Genomic DNA, 15,364 nt, shown 5'->3' with positions numbered 1-15,364 from the left:
AGAGGTTCTGTTCCTGGTTCAAAAAGCAACACCCAGTATGCGGGCAAAGTAGAATGGTGTCGATGCACTTTATCTGGCAGGCGCCTGAGCGGCGCCTGGCTGGAAGGGTTTCACCAGCGCGGCGATCCGCGCTCGCTGTGCCCTGAGCGGACGTTCGTCCGCCGTAGTGCTTATCGGGCGAGACGTCTTTCAATAGCGTCCATCAGCATGCCGGTGATCGAAATATCCGGGAAGGCGGCTTCGATCTCACGTACGCAGGTGGGGCTGGTGACGTTAATTTCCGTCAGACGGTCGCCGATGATATCCAGGCCGACGAAGATAAGACCTTTGGCCTTCAGCGTCGGGCCGACGCGGCGGGCGATGTCCCAGTCGCTTTCGGTTAGCGGGCGAGCTTCGCCGCGGCCGCCGGCGGCCAGATTGCCGCGGGTCTCGCCGCCCTGCGGAATGCGCGCCAGGCAGTAAGGCACCGGCTCGCCATCCACCACCAGCACGCGCTTGTCGCCATCTTTAATGGCTGGCAGATAGTTCTGCGCCATGCAGTAGCGGCTGCCCAGCTCGGTCAGCGTCTCGGCGATAACCCCAAGGTTCGGATCGCCGGCTTTGACGCGGAAAATAGAGGCGCCGCCCATGCCGTCGAGCGGCTTCATGATGATATCGCCGTGCTTTTCCCAGAAGGCTTTCAGCTGGGCTTTATTGCGGGTGACCAGCGTTTCCGGGGTCAGCTCGGAGAACCAGGCGGTGAACAGCTTCTCGTTACAGTCGCGCAGGCTCTGCGGCTTGTTGACGATAAGCGTGCCTTTCTCTTCCGCTCGCTCCAGAATATAGGTCGCATAAATAAATTCGGTATCAAACGGCGGATCCTTACGCATCAGAATGACGTCAAGATCCGCCAGCGGCAGGTCCTGTTCGCCGGTGAAGTCATACCATTTGTCGTAGTTCTGTTCGACGCTCAGCGTGCGCGTCCGGGCGCGGGCTTCGCCGTTGATCAAATAGAGGTCGTTCATCTCCATATAATGGAGTTCATAGCCGCGACGCTGCGCCTCCAGCAACATAGCGAAGCTGGTGTCTTTCTTGATGTTGATGGTTGCGATGGGATCCATCACGATGCCGAGCTTGATCATGGTTCTTCTCCGTTAACGCCTCAACCTAAGTCGCCAAAACGCACCTGCAGGGCGGTGATGGCGGTGAGCGCAGTAGTCTCTGTACGCAGAACGCGCGGTCCCAACAGGATATCAGTAAACTGGTATTTCGCGGTCATCGCTATCTCTTCAGCCGACAGCCCGCCTTCCGGGCCAATCAGCAGACGGACGCGTTCAACCGGCAGCGGCAGCGTGTTAATGCTGGCGCTGGCGCGCGGGTGCAGGTTGAGCTTCAGCCCGCTGTCCTGCTCGGCGCACCACTCCTCCAGCTGCATCGCCGGGCGAATTTCCGGTACCACATTACGACCGCTCTGTTCGCAGGCGGCAATAGCGATTTTCTGCCACTGCTGGATCTTTTTCTGCAAACGTTCGGCGTCCAGTTTAACGCCGCAGCGCTCGGAAAACAGTGGCGTTATGAGGCTTACCCCGAGTTCGATCGATTTCTGGATGGTGAATTCCATTTTTTCGCCGCGGGACATCACCTGGCCTAAATGGATATGCAGCGGCGATTCCCGATCGTCGGGTTCGCCACTGAGGACTTCAACCGCGACGTTTTTCTTACCGGCCTCGGTGATGACGGCGTCAAACACCTGGTTACTGCCGTCGAAGAGCTGAAGGTGCTGACCAGCGGTCATGCGCAGGACGCGGCCGACGTGGTTGGCCGCGTCATCGCTCAACGCGATCAGGCTGCCGACAATGAGGCGTTCTGGATGATGGATGCGAGGAATGCGCATGCTTGATATTCCGTTCTTTGCGCAGATGCCAGCTTCCCGCCATTGGGCGGGAAGCACAGGGCTGCAAATTAACAATTGCCGCTAGTGTAGGTTAGCTCTTTTGCGCCTGGCAAGCCTGCAGGACATACGGATTATGGTTGCCCTGTACTTTCGCGATGCGTTCATCGCGTTCACACTCCCAGGCGGTGACCGGGTACTGTTTATTCCAGGCGGTAAACAGCTGAGTTTGCTGGCGGGAAAGATTCAGCTGGTAGCGGTCGCGCATATAGAAGTAGGTGCGGGCGATGGCGCCGCGTGCGCGGGCAGGGGGCTCGGCGATTTTATCTTTAAAATCGACCTTCATGGTGCACTGGCCGTACTGGCCTTCACCGCCGTTCCACTGGCTGTACATAAAGTTGCCGCGATCGCCATTCACTTCTCCCACCGCCGGCTGCAGATTGTGCATATCGCTTTCCATCTTGCGGTACTCCGGATCTTTGGCGCAGTTTTTACGTCCACCCTCCTGCCAGCACTGGCGCTGATGGCCGAACTGCCACGCCGGCACCACGTGTTCCCATTCAACCCGGCTGGCGCGGTTCTCATTTTTACGCACTTTATAGCCGCAAGATTCCAGATCGATAACGCCTTTTTTACCCTGCCAGTCAATTTTACAGCCGCAGTAAAAGTCGCCGGGAACGTCGGCGTTTACTTTGACGCCAGCGGCCTTGGCCTGGGAAAAGCTGGTAATTTCGGCGGCCGCAAGCGGGCCACTCACTGCCGTGCACAATACTGCAACGGCTAAAACATGCATACGGGACATCGTTCACTCCGTGTCAAAACGAGCCCGCAACGTAGCGAATGAGGGTGCCGGATGCAATCAGTCAGATCAGAAAGTTTCTAATTAATTCCAATGGTTATTTTTCAGCCACCAGCAGATCGCCGCAGCGCACGCAGCGGTAAGTGGCTTCGCCGCGCACCACCCGGTTATGGCGACGAACGGTGAGCTGATGCTGCTGGCAGCGGCAGCGGTAGGGGAAGGTATTCTGGCGGACCGAATCAAGTTCAAAACGGTGGGTGCGACGCGCGGGAACGCCCAGGACGCTCTCCATCATCCATTTCCACTCTTTGCCGTGCGGGGCTACCCGGCCAAAGTGTTGCCACACCAGCAGGTGCGCCAGCTCATGGGGCACCACTTCATCGATAAACTCCTGCTGATTCTCCAGCAGCAGCACCGGGTTTAAACGAATTTCGTTTTTCTCCAGCCAGGCGGTGCCGGCGGAGGTACCGCGCTGCTGGTAGACCAGCGTCGGCTCCGCGTAGCGGCGTTCCAGCTTGAGGTTCGCTTTGGCGAGATGCTCCCGCAGGCTGCGCATCACGGCCTGCTGAATAGCGATGGGAATACGGGGTGTTTTCATAGCGCCAGAGGATAGTGCGGCGGAGGGGGGAGAGCAAGAGGAAGCTTCCTCCCGTGAGGGGAGGAAGCTCAGGCGGGTTAATCGCGGGCGCCGATCTCGCGCAGCGGACGACCCTGCATCAGGTTGCGTTCGATATGTTCCAGCGAGACGTTTTTGGTTTCCGGGATCAGCCACAGCGTCAGCAGGATAAACAGCACGTTCAGACCGCCGTACACCCAGAAGGTGTTGGCGCTGCCCAGCGAATTGAGCATGGTCAGGAAGGTAGCCCCGACAATCATGTTGGCAATCCAGTTGGTCGCTGTGGAGCAGGTGATACCGAAGTCGCGGCCTTTCAGCGGCTGGATTTCGGAACACAGTACCCAAATCAGCGGGCCGGCGCTCATGGCGAAACCGACGATAAACATCAGCAGCATCAGGACGGCGATGTACTGGGCGGTTGAGGAGTGAATGCCGATGTGCATCATGCTGCCCAGCACGCCCATCCCCGCGGCCATGACGATAAAGCCAAGGATCAGCGTCGGTTTACGGCCCCAGCGGTCGACCAGACCGATGGCGATAAAGGTAGCCAGCACGTTAGTCAGGCCGACGATCACCGTCCCCCACATCTGCTCGGTGGTGTTGGCATAGCCCGCCAGCTCAAAGATCTTCGGCGCGTAGTACATGATGACGTTCATCCCGGTGAACTGCTGCATCACCTGCAGCAGAATGCCGAGGAACACCGCGCGGCGGAAGTTGCTGTTGTCTTTAAACAGCGACCAGCCGGACTGTTTTACCTTCAGGCTTTCGCGGATCTCGTCGAGTTCGCGTTTCGCTTCGGCGCTGGTATCGCGCAGGCGCAGCAGCACGCGCTCGGCATCGACAAAGCGACGTTTAGCGGCGAACCAGCGCGGGCTGTCCGGCAGGAAGATAACGCCGATCAGCAGCAATACCGCCGGAATAATGATTACGCCGAGCATCCAGCGCCATGCGCCGCTGTAGCTGAAAGCGGTGTCGGAGAGGTAGGCGCCAAGAATACCGATGGTGATCATCAACTGGTACATGGAAATCATACTGCCGCGAATTTTCTCCGGAGCGATTTCCGACAGATACAGCGGCGCGGTGTAGGAGGCGACGCCCACCGCCAGGCCCAGCAGCACGCGGGAAACCAGCAGGATCTCGACGTTTGGCGCGGCGGCGGAGAACAGAGAGCCGGCGACGAAGAGGATGGCGCCGATCATCAGGCTCTTTTTACGGCCCAGTTTGAAGGAGAGCCAGCCGCTGCCGACCGCACCGACGGCGGCGCCGAACATCATGGAGCTGACCACCCACTCCTGAGTGTGAGCGGAAATCTGGAACTCATTGGCAATAAAGGGTAACGCACCCGCAATAACACCGATATCAAGGCCGAACAGCAGGCCAGCCAGCGCGGCGAGGAAACAGACGAAGAACGTCATGGTCTTGTTTGAACGCCCTTGTTTTTTGTTGTCAGGCATAACGCCCTCCAGTTGAGTTATTGATTCTGTCGATGGTTAGCGTAGGACACTCGTCGGTAAAAAAACGTGATTATAGTCACGGCTGTGTAATCGTTTCCACAAAGGTAAAGAAACGTAATTCATTAAATGCTTTTTAAATCAGCAATATAAATAAGGATAGACGACAATTTTAAAAACGGTAATCAGAGTTAACCGAAACAATATGTAACATTGTGAAAAATGCGCGCATATGGAGGCGCTTGCAGGCAGCAATCGACCATTGTCATTATGTAATCGCTTTCATTGCATCGCCGCGGTTCGCTGAAGCAGGGCATGGGAGGGTGGGTAACGGACATAAAAAGGCCAGCGCGAGGCTGGCCTTGAAGAGTGGAAGCGGGGAGATTATTTCAGACCAGCCGCTTCGCGCAGCAGGGCCGCTTTGTCGGTTTTTTCCCATGGGAAATGTTCGCGACCAAAGTGACCGTAGGCAGCGGTTTCTTTGTAGATCGGGTGCAGCAGATCCAGCATCTGAATCAGGCCGTACGGACGCAGGTCGAAGAACTCGCGCACCAGCAGGGTCAGCTGTTCAGAAGGCACTTTTTCTGTACCAAAGGTTTCCACCATGATGGAAGTCGGCTCTGCAACGCCGATGGCGTAGGAAACCTGAATTTCGCAACGGTCAGCCAGGCCTGCGGCAACGATGTTTTTCGCCACATAGCGCGCCGCATAGGCTGCGGAACGGTCAACTTTAGATGGATCCTTACCGGAGAAGGCGCCGCCGCCGTGACGAGCCATGCCGCCGTAGGTATCGACGATGATCTTACGACCGGTCAGACCGCAGTCGCCCATCGGGCCGCCGATAACGAAACGGCCGGTTGGGTTGATGAAGAATTTAGTGGACGCGCTCAGCCATTCGGTTGGCAGAATCGGTTTGATGATCTCTTCCATCACCGCTTCCTGCAGCGATTTCTGGTCGATATCTTCCGCGTGCTGCGTGGACAGCACCACCGCGTCGATGCCGACGATTTTGCCGTCGTCATACTGGAAGGTCACCTGGCTTTTCGCATCCGGACGCAGCCACGGCAGGGTGCCGTTTTTACGTACTTCAGCCTGGCGCTGCACCAGACGGTGAGCGTAGGTCACCGGCGCCGGCATCAGCACGTCGGTTTCGTTGGTGGCGTAGCCAAACATCAGCCCCTGGTCGCCTGCGCCCTGTTCCAGCGGATCGGCACGGTCAACGCCCTGGTTGATGTCCGGAGACTGTTTACCAATGGCGCTCAGTACGGCACACGAGTTGGCGTCAAAGCCCATATCGGAATGCACGTAGCCAATTTCGCGGACGGTGTTGCGGGTGATCTCTTCGATGTCAACCCATGCGCTGGTGGTGATTTCGCCGCCTACCAGCACCATGCCAGTTTTGACATAGGTTTCACATGCGACACGCGCTTTCGGATCCTGCTCGAGGATCGCATCCAGCACGGCATCAGAGATTTGGTCAGCAATTTTGTCAGGATGCCCTTCTGATACGGACTCAGACGTAAAAAGGTGTTTTGCCATATTTTATTTCACCTGTGGACGATTCGGATAGCTCATACTGTTGTGTAATGTGGCTTTGGTGGATAATCAGCGCAAAGCCGCGCAGGTAGCGACACGAGCAGTCTGAGTGTTAATCAGTATAGACGGATTAACTTCTGGACGGCTATTTTAGGTCAAATCTTAAGCCCATTTCCAGCCTTTTTTGATGGCGGTCGCATTTATCGGAAAACTCGCCTGGCAAATTTTCCTGACAACCGCGCAAACCTGCACATTTTTATTTTGCTTTTTACCCCGCTTCTCGGTATAAAACGCCGCGCGCGGCTCATTAAAAAAGCGCACGGGGATCTCCCCGTGGTGCCACTTCCAGCCGGGTTAAGCAGTCTGTATTTACAGAATCTCGCAACGGCATAGCGCCTGTTGCCCGGTATGTATAGCTTTGGCTTGTCGCCGACCCTGACCCAGGGCGGTGTGGAGGTGATACCAGATAATGAACCAACGTTTTTCGCTTGATTCGTCGCGTCGTTCTGTCGCGCGTCAGCACTCCGCAACCTGCATCTCTCTCATGCAAACCAGCCGATGTTCACCCCATCTCGGCGCTTCTCAGGATTCCAGGGCCGGTCGGTCGTCAGAAAACTGAACAAGGGCGCTCTTGCCTGGCAAGAGTTTTCTCGTGGTTTCTCCGGACTGTCATACTCTGTTCGGCTACGTGTTTTACGATGATATGAATAAGAAACCGGTCGCGCAGTCGCAAAACCAGCAGATAGTGCTGGGCTTTAGGACTGTTCATGGGTTGTTATCGCATCTTTGGACTGCGATAGTAGTTAACTGTCTTACACTTATTATTAAAAATTGAGGTTCGCTATGTCTGACGACATGTCTATGGTTTCGCCTTCGTCAGCAGGCGAACACGGTGTACTACGTTCCATGCAGGAGGTAGCGATGAGCTCCCAGGAAGCCAGCAAGATGCTGCGTACTTATAATATTGCCTGGTGGGGCAATAACTATTATGACGTCAACGAACTGGGCCACATCAGCGTTTGCCCGGATCCGGACGTCCCGGAAGCGCGCGTTGACCTCGCTGAATTAGTCAAAGCGCGCGAAGCGCAAGGGCAACGCTTGCCGGCGCTGTTCTGCTTCCCGCAGATCCTGCAGCACCGCCTGCGCTCAATCAACGCCGCATTCAAGCGCGCGCGCGAATCCTACGGCTATAACGGCGATTACTTCCTGGTCTACCCGATCAAGGTGAACCAGCATCGCCGCGTCATCGAATCGCTGATCCATTCCGGCGAGCCGCTGGGTCTGGAAGCCGGTTCGAAAGCGGAACTGATGGCCGTGCTGGCGCACGCCGGGATGACCCGCAGCGTCATCGTCTGTAACGGCTATAAAGACCGCGAATACATCCGCCTGGCGCTGGTGGGCGAGAAAATGGGCCACAAGGTCTATCTGGTCATCGAGAAGATGTCGGAGATCGCCATCGTGCTGGAAGAGGCCGAGCGCCTGAACGTGGTGCCGCGCCTTGGCGTGCGCGCGCGTCTGGCCTCGCAGGGGTCCGGTAAATGGCAGTCTTCTGGCGGCGAGAAGTCCAAGTTCGGCCTCGCGGCGACCCAGGTTCTGCAGCTGGTGGAGATCCTGCGTGCCGCAGGACACCTCGACAGCCTGCAGCTGCTGCACTTCCACCTCGGCTCGCAAATGGCTAACATTCGCGATATCGCCACCGGCGTGCGTGAATCGGCGCGTTTCTACGTCGAGTTGCATAAGCTGGGCGTCAATATCCAGTGCTTCGACGTCGGCGGCGGCCTGGGCGTGGATTACGAAGGCACCCGCTCGCAGTCTGACTGCTCGGTGAACTACGGCCTGAACGAATACGCTAACAATATCATCTGGGCCATCGGCGACGCCTGCGAAGAGAACGGCCTGCCGCACCCGACGGTGATCACCGAGTCCGGCCGCGCGGTGACCGCACACCACACCGTGCTGGTTTCCAACATCATCGGCGTGGAGCGCAACGAATACACCGAGGCGACCCCGCCGGCGGAAGACGCCGCGCGCCCGCTGCAGAGCATGTGGGAAACCTGGCTGGAGATGCACGAAACCGGCAATCGCCGCTCGCTGCGCGAATGGCTGCACGACAGCCAGATGGACCTGCACGATATCCATATCGGCTACTCCTCCGGCACTTTCAACCTGCAGGAGCGCGCCTGGGCAGAACAGCTGTATCTGAACATGTGTCATGAAGTGCAGAAGCAACTCGACCCGAGCAACCGCGCCCATCGCCCGATTATTGATGAGCTGCAGGAGCGCATGGCGGATAAAATCTACGTCAACTTCTCGCTGTTCCAGTCGATGCCGGATGCGTGGGGGATCGATCAGCTGTTCCCGGTGATGCCGCTGGAAGGGCTGAACAAGTCGCCGGAGCGCCGCGCGGTGCTGCTGGACATCACCTGCGACTCGGATGGCGCCATCGATCACTACGTGGACGGCGACGGGATCGCCACCACCATGCCGATGCCGGAATATGACCCGGAGAACCCGCCGATGCTGGGCTTCTTTATGGTCGGCGCCTATCAGGAAATCCTTGGCAACATGCACAACCTGTTCGGCGATACCGAGGCGGTAGACGTGTTCGTCTTCCCTGACGGCAGCGTTGAGGTTGAGCTGTCCGACGAGGGCGATACCGTGGCGGATATGCTGCAGTACGTGCAGCTGGATCCCAACACGCTGCTGACCCAGTTCCGCGATCAGGTGAAAAACACCGGCCTGGACGACGCGCTGCAGCAGCAGTTCCTCGAAGAGTTCGAGGCGGGTCTGTACGGGTACACTTATCTGGAAGACGAGTAACCGCCGATGCCCGGTGGCGCTGCGCTTACCGGGCCTGCGTATGGCGGCCGCCTAAGGCGAAGCCGTCATCCGGCAGAAGGCGATACTCACTTGAACCCGTATGCATTACCGGCGATAATTCACGCCAATAAGCGATTTATCTATCAAACCCTTCCTCGTCGGGCCTAACGACGCGGAGGGGTTTTTTTATACTTATTTTTTACGTTCCACGACTGTGAAAAGAGGTCATATCCATGAGCACTTTAGGTCATCAATACGATAACTCCCTGGTATCCAATGCCTTTGGCTTCCTGCGTCTGCCGATGAATTTCATGCCCTACGACAGCGATGCTGACTGGGTGATCACCGGCGTCCCGTTCGATATGGCGACCTCCGGGCGCGCGGGCGGCCGTCATGGCCCGGCGGCGATCCGTCAGGTTTCCACCAATCTCGCCTGGGAGCACAACCGTTTTCCGTGGAACTTCGACATGCGCGAACGCCTGAACGTGGTTGACTGCGGGGATCTGGTGTACGCCTTCGGCGACGCGCGCGAAATGAGCGAGAAGCTGCAGGCCCACGCCGAGAAGCTGCTGGCGGCCGGCAAGCGCATGCTCTCCTTTGGCGGCGACCACTTCGTTACGCTGCCGCTGCTGCGCGCCCACGCCAAGCACTTCGGTAAAATGGCGCTGGTGCACTTCGATGCCCACACCGACACTTACGCCAACGGCTGCGAGTTCGACCACGGCACCATGTTCTACACCGCGCCGAACGAAGGGCTCATCGATCCGAACCACTCCGTACAGATCGGTATTCGCACCGAATTCGATAAAGATAACGGTTTCACCGTGCTTGATGCGGGCCAGGTTAACGACCGCAGCGTCGATGACGTGATTGCCCAGGTGAAGCAGATCGTTGGCGATATGCCGGTGTACCTGACCTTTGATATCGACTGCCTGGATCCGGCATTTGCGCCAGGAACCGGTACGCCGGTTATCGGTGGGCTCACCTCTGACCGCGCGATCAAGCTGGTGCGCGGTCTGAAGGATCTGAACATCGTCGGGATGGACGTGGTGGAGGTCGCCCCGGCCTACGATCAGTCCGAAATCACCGCCCTGGCGGCGGCGACCCTCGCGCTGGAGATGCTGTACATCCAGGCGGCGAAGAAGGGCGAATAACCCGAGGTCACCCCAACCCTCTCCCTTCCGGGGAGAGGGTACCGCACGGCACAGGGGGTTAATCAAGGCGCCGGACGGTTGCTCCTGCGGGCCGGGAGAGGGCCGACCCGCAGGAGAGGGTTCATCAGGTGCTTAAAACACGTTAAATGGATATTCGACGTAGAACCGCACTTCATTACCGCTGACGTTATAGTCGCTGGCGTTGCTGGAAACCCGCAGTACCGAATAGCGAAGCCTGAATTTCAAATCTTTCGCCGCCCCGTTTTGCACCTGGTATTGAACCTGGTTGAACCATTCATGTTCTTTGCCGTTGCTGGTCTCTGACGTTTTAATGTTATCCCCGCGCACGTAGGCGGTGGTCCAGGTCAGCCCCGGTAGCCCCAGCCCGGCAAAATCCAGTCCATACGATGCCTGCCAGGAGCGTTCATCTTCCCCGTTAAAATCAGACCAGTAGGAGTTGGCCAGCCAGATGGTGTTCCCGCCATCGCCGACGCCGCCCTGGTTCTGGTAGCCGCCGTAGTGGTAGCCGGTGCTGCCGCTGCTTTGCTGGTAAGCAACCTTAAAGGTATGGATATCCCAGATGTAGCTGGCGGCCAGGCTCCAGATACTGTTGCTGCGTCCGGTGTAATTGGCATCGGCATATTGCTGATCCAGGCGTGAGTGATAGCCGTTGAAGTCGAGAACCAGTTGTTGGTTGGCGGCGAACGGCTGCTGATAGTTCAGGCCGAGATACTGTTTGTTCAGCACATCTTCGACATGCGACGCGTACAGCGCGCCGCTGAGCTGGTCGTTGAACCGGTAGCTGGCGCCGCCGAAGGACAGGCTTTTCAGACCGCTGTTATGGCTGTCGTCGCTTTTACGCTGCTGATCGGTCAGGTAGCCGGCGTTAATTTCCAGACCGTCGATTTCGCGTGAGGTCAGCATGGTGCCGGTATAGCTCTCGTACAGCAGACGTGAATCATCGGCGTAGACGATGGGCAACATCGGGCGCTGACTGCCGTAGCTGAGCACAGTATTCGAAAAGCGCATTTTGCCGGTGGCGCCGAATTTCGCGAGGTCGGATTTTGCCCGGCCGTCGTCATCCTGGGCGAAAAAGTCAATGCCGCCCGCGCCGCTGCGGCCGCGGCCGCCGTCGAGGCGCACGGCGTACTGGGCGATGCCGTCCACGCCGAAGCCGACCGGTCCCTCGGTAAAGCCGGATTCGAAGGTGGCGATAATTCCCTGGCCCCATTCGGCTTTATCCGGCAGCCCATCGCGATAATCGCGTTTGATATACGCGTTACGTAAAAAGAGATCCAGATGGCTGTCTTCAATAAAGCCCTGGCTGGTAGATTGTTGGCTGGCGAAAGCCGGCGCGGCGGCAATAATGCCAAGTGCGATGAATGATAATTCTTTTTTCACTGAGGGCACTTCTCTGTCTGTCGATATATTCAAGGGAATCACTGCAATCGCGATATTCTCCTGAAATAATGTCAAAAGCAATCATTGTGTGAGCAATGGTATCGGCAGGAAACAAGCGGTGTGGCCCACGCCGGCCAGGTTTGGCGAAGAGGGGTGGACTATTTAATATTTGGTCTAACCCGGTTCTGAAAGGCGGATTGTGTACGCCGTTTTTCATTTGCCAAATAATATTTTGCTGAGTGACAGCATATAAAATAATTGGCTGCGACGAGGTGAAATAATAATTAACGGTTTGTGCGCTTAAGTTATCAATTGATGCGGCTAAATATTTTTACTGGCAGATATAAAAGGGAGGCAGTCATGCCTCCCGCTGGCGATTATTTAATCCCGTCGGCCTTCATGCGATCGCGAATATGCTGGGCGCGCGCTTCTGAGGCCGGGTGATCGTCAAACATCGAGCTCTGACGGCCGGCTTCCAGCTTGGCCAGTTTCTCGAAGCTGGTGGCCAGTCCCGACGGATTGATGCCGCGCTTACGCAGCAGGTCGTAAGAGTAGTCGTCCGCTTCCGATTCCTGGCGCTGGGAGAACTGCGAGTTCACCAGTTTTTCACCCAGATCGCCGAGCTGCGACTGGGACAAGCTGCCGACGATGCCGCCGGCGGAGGCCGCCGCCGCGCGCACGGCGTTGGTGCCCAGGGCGACCTGCATGCCTTTCTTCACATGGCCCAGCGCGACGTGGCCCATTTCGTGGCCGATCACCGCCTCGACTTCATTATCGTTCATCAGATCCATCAGCCCGCTGTAGACGCGGATGCAGCCGTTAGCCATGGCGAAGGCGTTGACATCCTTGGTCTCATAGACCTTGTAGTTCACGGGCTGACCATTGATGTTATCGCCCAGCGCGGCCGCGATTTTGTTCAGCCGCTGGCTGTATTCACTGCTGGCCGGGGCGATTTTCGCTTTGGCGTCCATCTCTTTACAGGCCTGGTCGCTTAAGGTTTTCACCTGCGCGTCGCTGAGGGAGTATGCCTGGAAGGCTTCGGCCCCTGAGCTGAGCAGACCGTTGGAGTCCATGTTCTGACATCCGGTGAGCGTTGCTGCGATCCCAAGAGCAAGTACGGTTGAGCGAATTTTCATTTTTTATCTTCCACAATCTTATGGTTGTTTATCCGACAATACGGCGACGGCAGGGAACCGTATTCTGCGTAAATTATAAAGAGTATCGCAGGATGCGGGCGAGCGGATTCCGGCGTAGCACAACCTGTTCCAGAGATTTCTTAAAGGGCAAAAGGATGCTCCATGTACATGACTTGTCGCTTGGGTTACATTGTTCACACTTTTTTCCGGCGTAGCCCAAAACGCGCTCTCGTCAAGTCGTTAAGGGCATGGCCTTCAACAGTCCGAACTGGAGTCAAAATGTCCTCACGTAAAGAGCTTGCTAACGCTATTCGTGCGCTGAGCATGGACGCTGTACAGAAAGCCAAATCCGGCCACCCGGGTGCCCCGATGGGTATGGCTGACATTGCCGAAGTGCTGTGGCGTGATTTCCTGAACCATAACCCGAACAATCCGGCCTGGGCTGACCGTGACCGTTTTGTACTGTCCAATGGCCATGGTTCGATGCTGATTTACAGCCTGCTGCACCTCACTGGCTACGATCTGCCGATTGAAGAGCTGAAAAACTTCCGCCAGCTGCACTCCAAAACGCCGGGCCACCCGGAAGTCGGCTACACCGCGGGCGTGGAAACCACCACCGGTCCACTGGGCCAGGGTATCGCTAACGCGGTCGGGATGGCTATCGCCGAGAAAACTCTGGCGGCGCAGTTCAACCGTCCGGGCCACGACATCGTCGACCACTACACCTACGCCTTCATGGGCGACGGCTGCATGATGGAAGGCATTTCTCACGAAGTGTGCTCCCTGGCCGGTACCCTGAAGCTGGGCAAACTGGTGGCCTTCTATGATGACAACGGCATCTCTATCGACGGCCACGTTGAAGGCTGGTTCACCGACGATACCGCCAAACGCTTTGAAGCCTACGGCTGGCACGTGGTGCGCGGCGTTGACGGTCACGACGCTGACGCCATCAAACGCGCAGTAGAAGAAGCGCGCGCGGTCACCGACAAACCGTCCCTGCTGATGTGCAAAACCATCATCGGCTTCGGTTCGCCGAACAAAGCCGGTACCCACGACTCCCACGGCGCGCCGCTGGGCGACGCCGAAATCGCCCTGACCCGCGAAGCGCTGGGCTGGAAACACGCGCCGTTTGACATTCCGTCTGACATCTATGCGCAGTGGGACGCCAAAGAAGCCGGTCAGGCGAAAGAAGCGGCATGGAATGAGAAGTTCGCTGCCTACGCCAAAGCCTTCCCGCAGGAAGCAGCCGAATTCACCCGTCGTATGAAAGGCGAGATGCCGTCTGACTTCGACGCGAAAGCCAACGAGTTCATCGCGAAGCTGCAGGCCAACCCGGCGAAAATCGCCAGCCGTAAAGCCTCTCAGAACGCCATCGAAGCTTTCGGTCCGCTGCTGCCGGAATTCCTCGGCGGTTCCGCTGACCTGGCGCCGTCCAACCTGACCCTGTGGTCTGGTTCTAAGCCGATTAACGAAGACACCGCGGGTAACTACATTCACTACGGCGTGCGTGAGTTCGGTATGACCGCTATCGCCAACGGTATCGCGCTGCACGGCGGCTTCCTGCCGTACACCTCCACCTTCCTGATGTTCGTGGAATACGCGCGTAACGCGGTACGTATGGCCGCGCTGATGAAACAGCGTCAGGTGATGGTTTACACCCACGACTCCATCGGTCTGGGCGAAGATGGCCCGACTCACCAGCCGGTAGAGCAGGTGGCTTCTCTGCGCGTAACGCCGAACATGTCCACCTGGCGTCCGTGTGACCAGGTTGAATCCGCGATTGCATGGAAATATGGCGTCGAGCGTCAGGACGGCCCGACCGCGCTGATCCTCTCCCGTCAGAACCTGGCGCAGCAGGAGCGTACCGAAGCGCAGCTGGCGAACGTGGCCCGCGGCGGTTACGTGCTGAAAGATTGCGCCGGCCAGCCGGAGCTGATCTTCATCGCCACCGGTTCCGAAGTGGAGCTGGCGGTGGCCGCGTGGGACAAACTGACCGCCGAAGGCGTGAAGGCGCGCGTGGTCTCCATGCCGTCCACCGACGCGTTCGACAAGCAGGATGCGGCCTACCGTGAATCCGTACTGCCGAAAGCCGTGACCGCGCGCGTTGCCGTGGAAGCGGGTATTGCTGATTACTGGTTCAAATACGTTGGCCTGAACGGGGCGATCGTTGGCATGACCACCTTCGGTGAGTCTGCGCCGGCTGAGCAGCTGTTCGAAGAGTTCGGCTTCACCGTCGACAACGTGGTCGCTAAAGCGAAAGCGCTGCTGTAATTGCGGTTACGGTGCGGGCTGATGCCCGCACCCCAACCCTCTCCCACAGGAGAGGGTGCAAACGCCAAAAACGGTAACCCCTGGGTTACCGTTTTGCTTTAACCTCGCCACCCGGCTTTTCACCCGGCTTTTTGTATCTGCTATTCCTGAACCATGTAATACGGTTGTAAATTATTCCAGCGAAAATGTGATGTGAGTCATATAGCTGGTTTATTGCGCTGGACAAACATTCCTTTTATTCCTCGTTTGGCTTATTCTAGCTGAAGCGTTTCAGTCGTTTAAATGTTCGACAATTAATCAATCAGTCGCA

14 protein-coding genes are annotated in these 15,364 nt (G+C 57.4%); 5 read left to right on the top strand and 9 right to left on the bottom strand.

The window, feature by feature from the left end; translation table 11 throughout:
* Positions 1-170: 170 nt before the first annotated feature.
* The 7 genes from gshB to ACOI7D_RS13440 form a co-directional block, all read right to left on the bottom strand.
* On the bottom strand, positions 171-1,121 hold the full coding sequence (gene gshB / locus ACOI7D_RS13470; protein WP_004205176.1) for a glutathione synthase: 951 nt from the start codon (positions 1,119-1,121) through the stop codon (positions 171-173).
* A 20-nt stretch (positions 1,122-1,141) separates the two neighbouring features.
* Positions 1,142-1,873 (bottom strand): 16S rRNA (uracil(1498)-N(3))-methyltransferase, encoded by a 732-nt coding sequence (gene rsmE / locus ACOI7D_RS13465; RefSeq protein ID WP_023290991.1) that lies wholly within the window; start codon positions 1,871-1,873, stop codon positions 1,142-1,144.
* A gap of 91 nt (positions 1,874-1,964) precedes the next feature.
* Entirely contained in the window at positions 1,965-2,672 is a 708-nt protein-coding gene (endA, locus tag ACOI7D_RS13460; protein WP_032454045.1) for a deoxyribonuclease I, read from the bottom strand.
* Positions 2,673-2,766: 94 nt separating this feature from the next.
* Positions 2,767-3,267 (bottom strand): SprT family zinc-dependent metalloprotease, encoded by a 501-nt coding sequence (locus tag ACOI7D_RS13455; protein WP_032428989.1) that lies wholly within the window; start codon positions 3,265-3,267, stop codon positions 2,767-2,769.
* A gap of 77 nt (positions 3,268-3,344) precedes the next feature.
* Positions 3,345-4,739: a sugar porter family MFS transporter gene (locus ACOI7D_RS13450; RefSeq protein WP_004205171.1), complete on the bottom strand. Its 1,395-nt coding sequence runs from the start codon at positions 4,737-4,739 to the stop codon at positions 3,345-3,347.
* A 381-nt stretch (positions 4,740-5,120) separates the two neighbouring features.
* Positions 5,121-6,275: a methionine adenosyltransferase gene (gene metK, locus ACOI7D_RS13445; protein WP_004205170.1), complete on the bottom strand. Its 1,155-nt coding sequence runs from the start codon at positions 6,273-6,275 to the stop codon at positions 5,121-5,123.
* Between the two features lie 159 nt (positions 6,276-6,434).
* Complete coding sequence (locus tag ACOI7D_RS13440; RefSeq protein WP_032428987.1) at positions 6,435-6,593, bottom strand: hypothetical protein; 159 nt, start codon at positions 6,591-6,593, stop codon at positions 6,435-6,437.
* 148 nt (positions 6,594-6,741) lie between these two features.
* Between ACOI7D_RS13440 and ACOI7D_RS13435 the strand changes: the two genes are divergently transcribed.
* The 4 genes from ACOI7D_RS13435 to speB all read left to right on the top strand — a co-directional run bounded on the left by ACOI7D_RS13435 (position 6,742) and on the right by speB (position 10,246).
* Positions 6,742-6,891, top strand: a complete 150-nt coding sequence (locus ACOI7D_RS13435; RefSeq protein WP_418272254.1) for a hypothetical protein — start codon at positions 6,742-6,744, stop codon at positions 6,889-6,891.
* 84 nt (positions 6,892-6,975) lie between these two features.
* Positions 6,976-7,107 (top strand): acid stress response protein YqgB, encoded by a 132-nt coding sequence (yqgB, locus tag ACOI7D_RS13430; RefSeq protein WP_002916578.1) that lies wholly within the window; start codon positions 6,976-6,978, stop codon positions 7,105-7,107.
* Positions 7,108-7,115: 8 nt separating this feature from the next.
* Positions 7,116-9,092: a biosynthetic arginine decarboxylase gene (gene speA, locus ACOI7D_RS13425; RefSeq protein ID WP_004205167.1), complete on the top strand. Its 1,977-nt coding sequence runs from the start codon at positions 7,116-7,118 to the stop codon at positions 9,090-9,092.
* A gap of 233 nt (positions 9,093-9,325) precedes the next feature.
* Complete coding sequence (gene speB, locus ACOI7D_RS13420) at positions 9,326-10,246, top strand: agmatinase (protein ID WP_004205166.1); 921 nt, start codon at positions 9,326-9,328, stop codon at positions 10,244-10,246.
* 132 nt (positions 10,247-10,378) lie between these two features.
* Here speB and ACOI7D_RS13415 read toward each other — a convergent pair whose 3' ends face one another.
* Both ACOI7D_RS13415 and ACOI7D_RS13410 read right to left on the bottom strand, forming a co-directional pair.
* Complete coding sequence (locus tag ACOI7D_RS13415) at positions 10,379-11,647, bottom strand: OprD family outer membrane porin (RefSeq protein WP_109546948.1); 1,269 nt, start codon at positions 11,645-11,647, stop codon at positions 10,379-10,381.
* A gap of 377 nt (positions 11,648-12,024) precedes the next feature.
* Positions 12,025-12,783 (bottom strand): M48 family metallopeptidase, encoded by a 759-nt coding sequence (locus ACOI7D_RS13410; RefSeq protein ID WP_017899781.1) that lies wholly within the window; start codon positions 12,781-12,783, stop codon positions 12,025-12,027.
* A gap of 279 nt (positions 12,784-13,062) precedes the next feature.
* Between ACOI7D_RS13410 and tkt the strand changes: the two genes are divergently transcribed.
* The gene (gene tkt, locus ACOI7D_RS13405; RefSeq protein ID WP_050533751.1) at positions 13,063-15,054 is read left to right on the top strand and encodes a transketolase; all 1,992 of its coding nucleotides are present in this window, start codon (positions 13,063-13,065) and stop codon (positions 15,052-15,054) included.
* Positions 15,055-15,364 lie beyond the last annotated feature (310 nt).

This window comes from Klebsiella sp. C360 (assembly GCF_048822415.1).
Taxonomy (GTDB): Bacteria; Pseudomonadota; Gammaproteobacteria; order Enterobacterales; family Enterobacteriaceae; genus Klebsiella; species Klebsiella quasipneumoniae.
Note: the sequence above shows the minus strand (reverse complement) of the source record. Positions and strands in the feature narration are given on the sequence as shown.

Bases quoted from the DNA above. Each gene is read 5' to 3' on its own strand.
- tkt (WP_050533751.1), top strand. From the start codon at position 13,063: ATGTCCTCACGTAAAGAGCTTGCTAACGCTATTCGTGCGCTGAGCATG.
- ACOI7D_RS13455 (WP_032428989.1), bottom strand. From the start codon at position 3,267: ATGAAAACACCCCGTATTCCCATCGCTATTCAGCAGGCCGTGATGCGC.
- ACOI7D_RS13410 (WP_017899781.1), bottom strand. From the start codon at position 12,783: ATGAAAATTCGCTCAACCGTACTTGCTCTTGGGATCGCAGCAACGCTC.
- yqgB (WP_002916578.1), top strand. From the start codon at position 6,976: ATGAATAAGAAACCGGTCGCGCAGTCGCAAAACCAGCAGATAGTGCTG.
- ACOI7D_RS13435 (WP_418272254.1), top strand. From the start codon at position 6,742: ATGAACCAACGTTTTTCGCTTGATTCGTCGCGTCGTTCTGTCGCGCGT.
- speB (WP_004205166.1), top strand. From the start codon at position 9,326: ATGAGCACTTTAGGTCATCAATACGATAACTCCCTGGTATCCAATGCC.
- gshB (WP_004205176.1), bottom strand. From the start codon at position 1,121: ATGATCAAGCTCGGCATCGTGATGGATCCCATCGCAACCATCAACATC.
- ACOI7D_RS13450 (WP_004205171.1), bottom strand. From the start codon at position 4,739: ATGCCTGACAACAAAAAACAAGGGCGTTCAAACAAGACCATGACGTTC.
- endA (WP_032454045.1), bottom strand. From the start codon at position 2,672: ATGTCCCGTATGCATGTTTTAGCCGTTGCAGTATTGTGCACGGCAGTG.
- metK (WP_004205170.1), bottom strand. From the start codon at position 6,275: ATGGCAAAACACCTTTTTACGTCTGAGTCCGTATCAGAAGGGCATCCT.
- speA (WP_004205167.1), top strand. From the start codon at position 7,116: ATGTCTGACGACATGTCTATGGTTTCGCCTTCGTCAGCAGGCGAACAC.
- rsmE (WP_023290991.1), bottom strand. From the start codon at position 1,873: ATGCGCATTCCTCGCATCCATCATCCAGAACGCCTCATTGTCGGCAGC.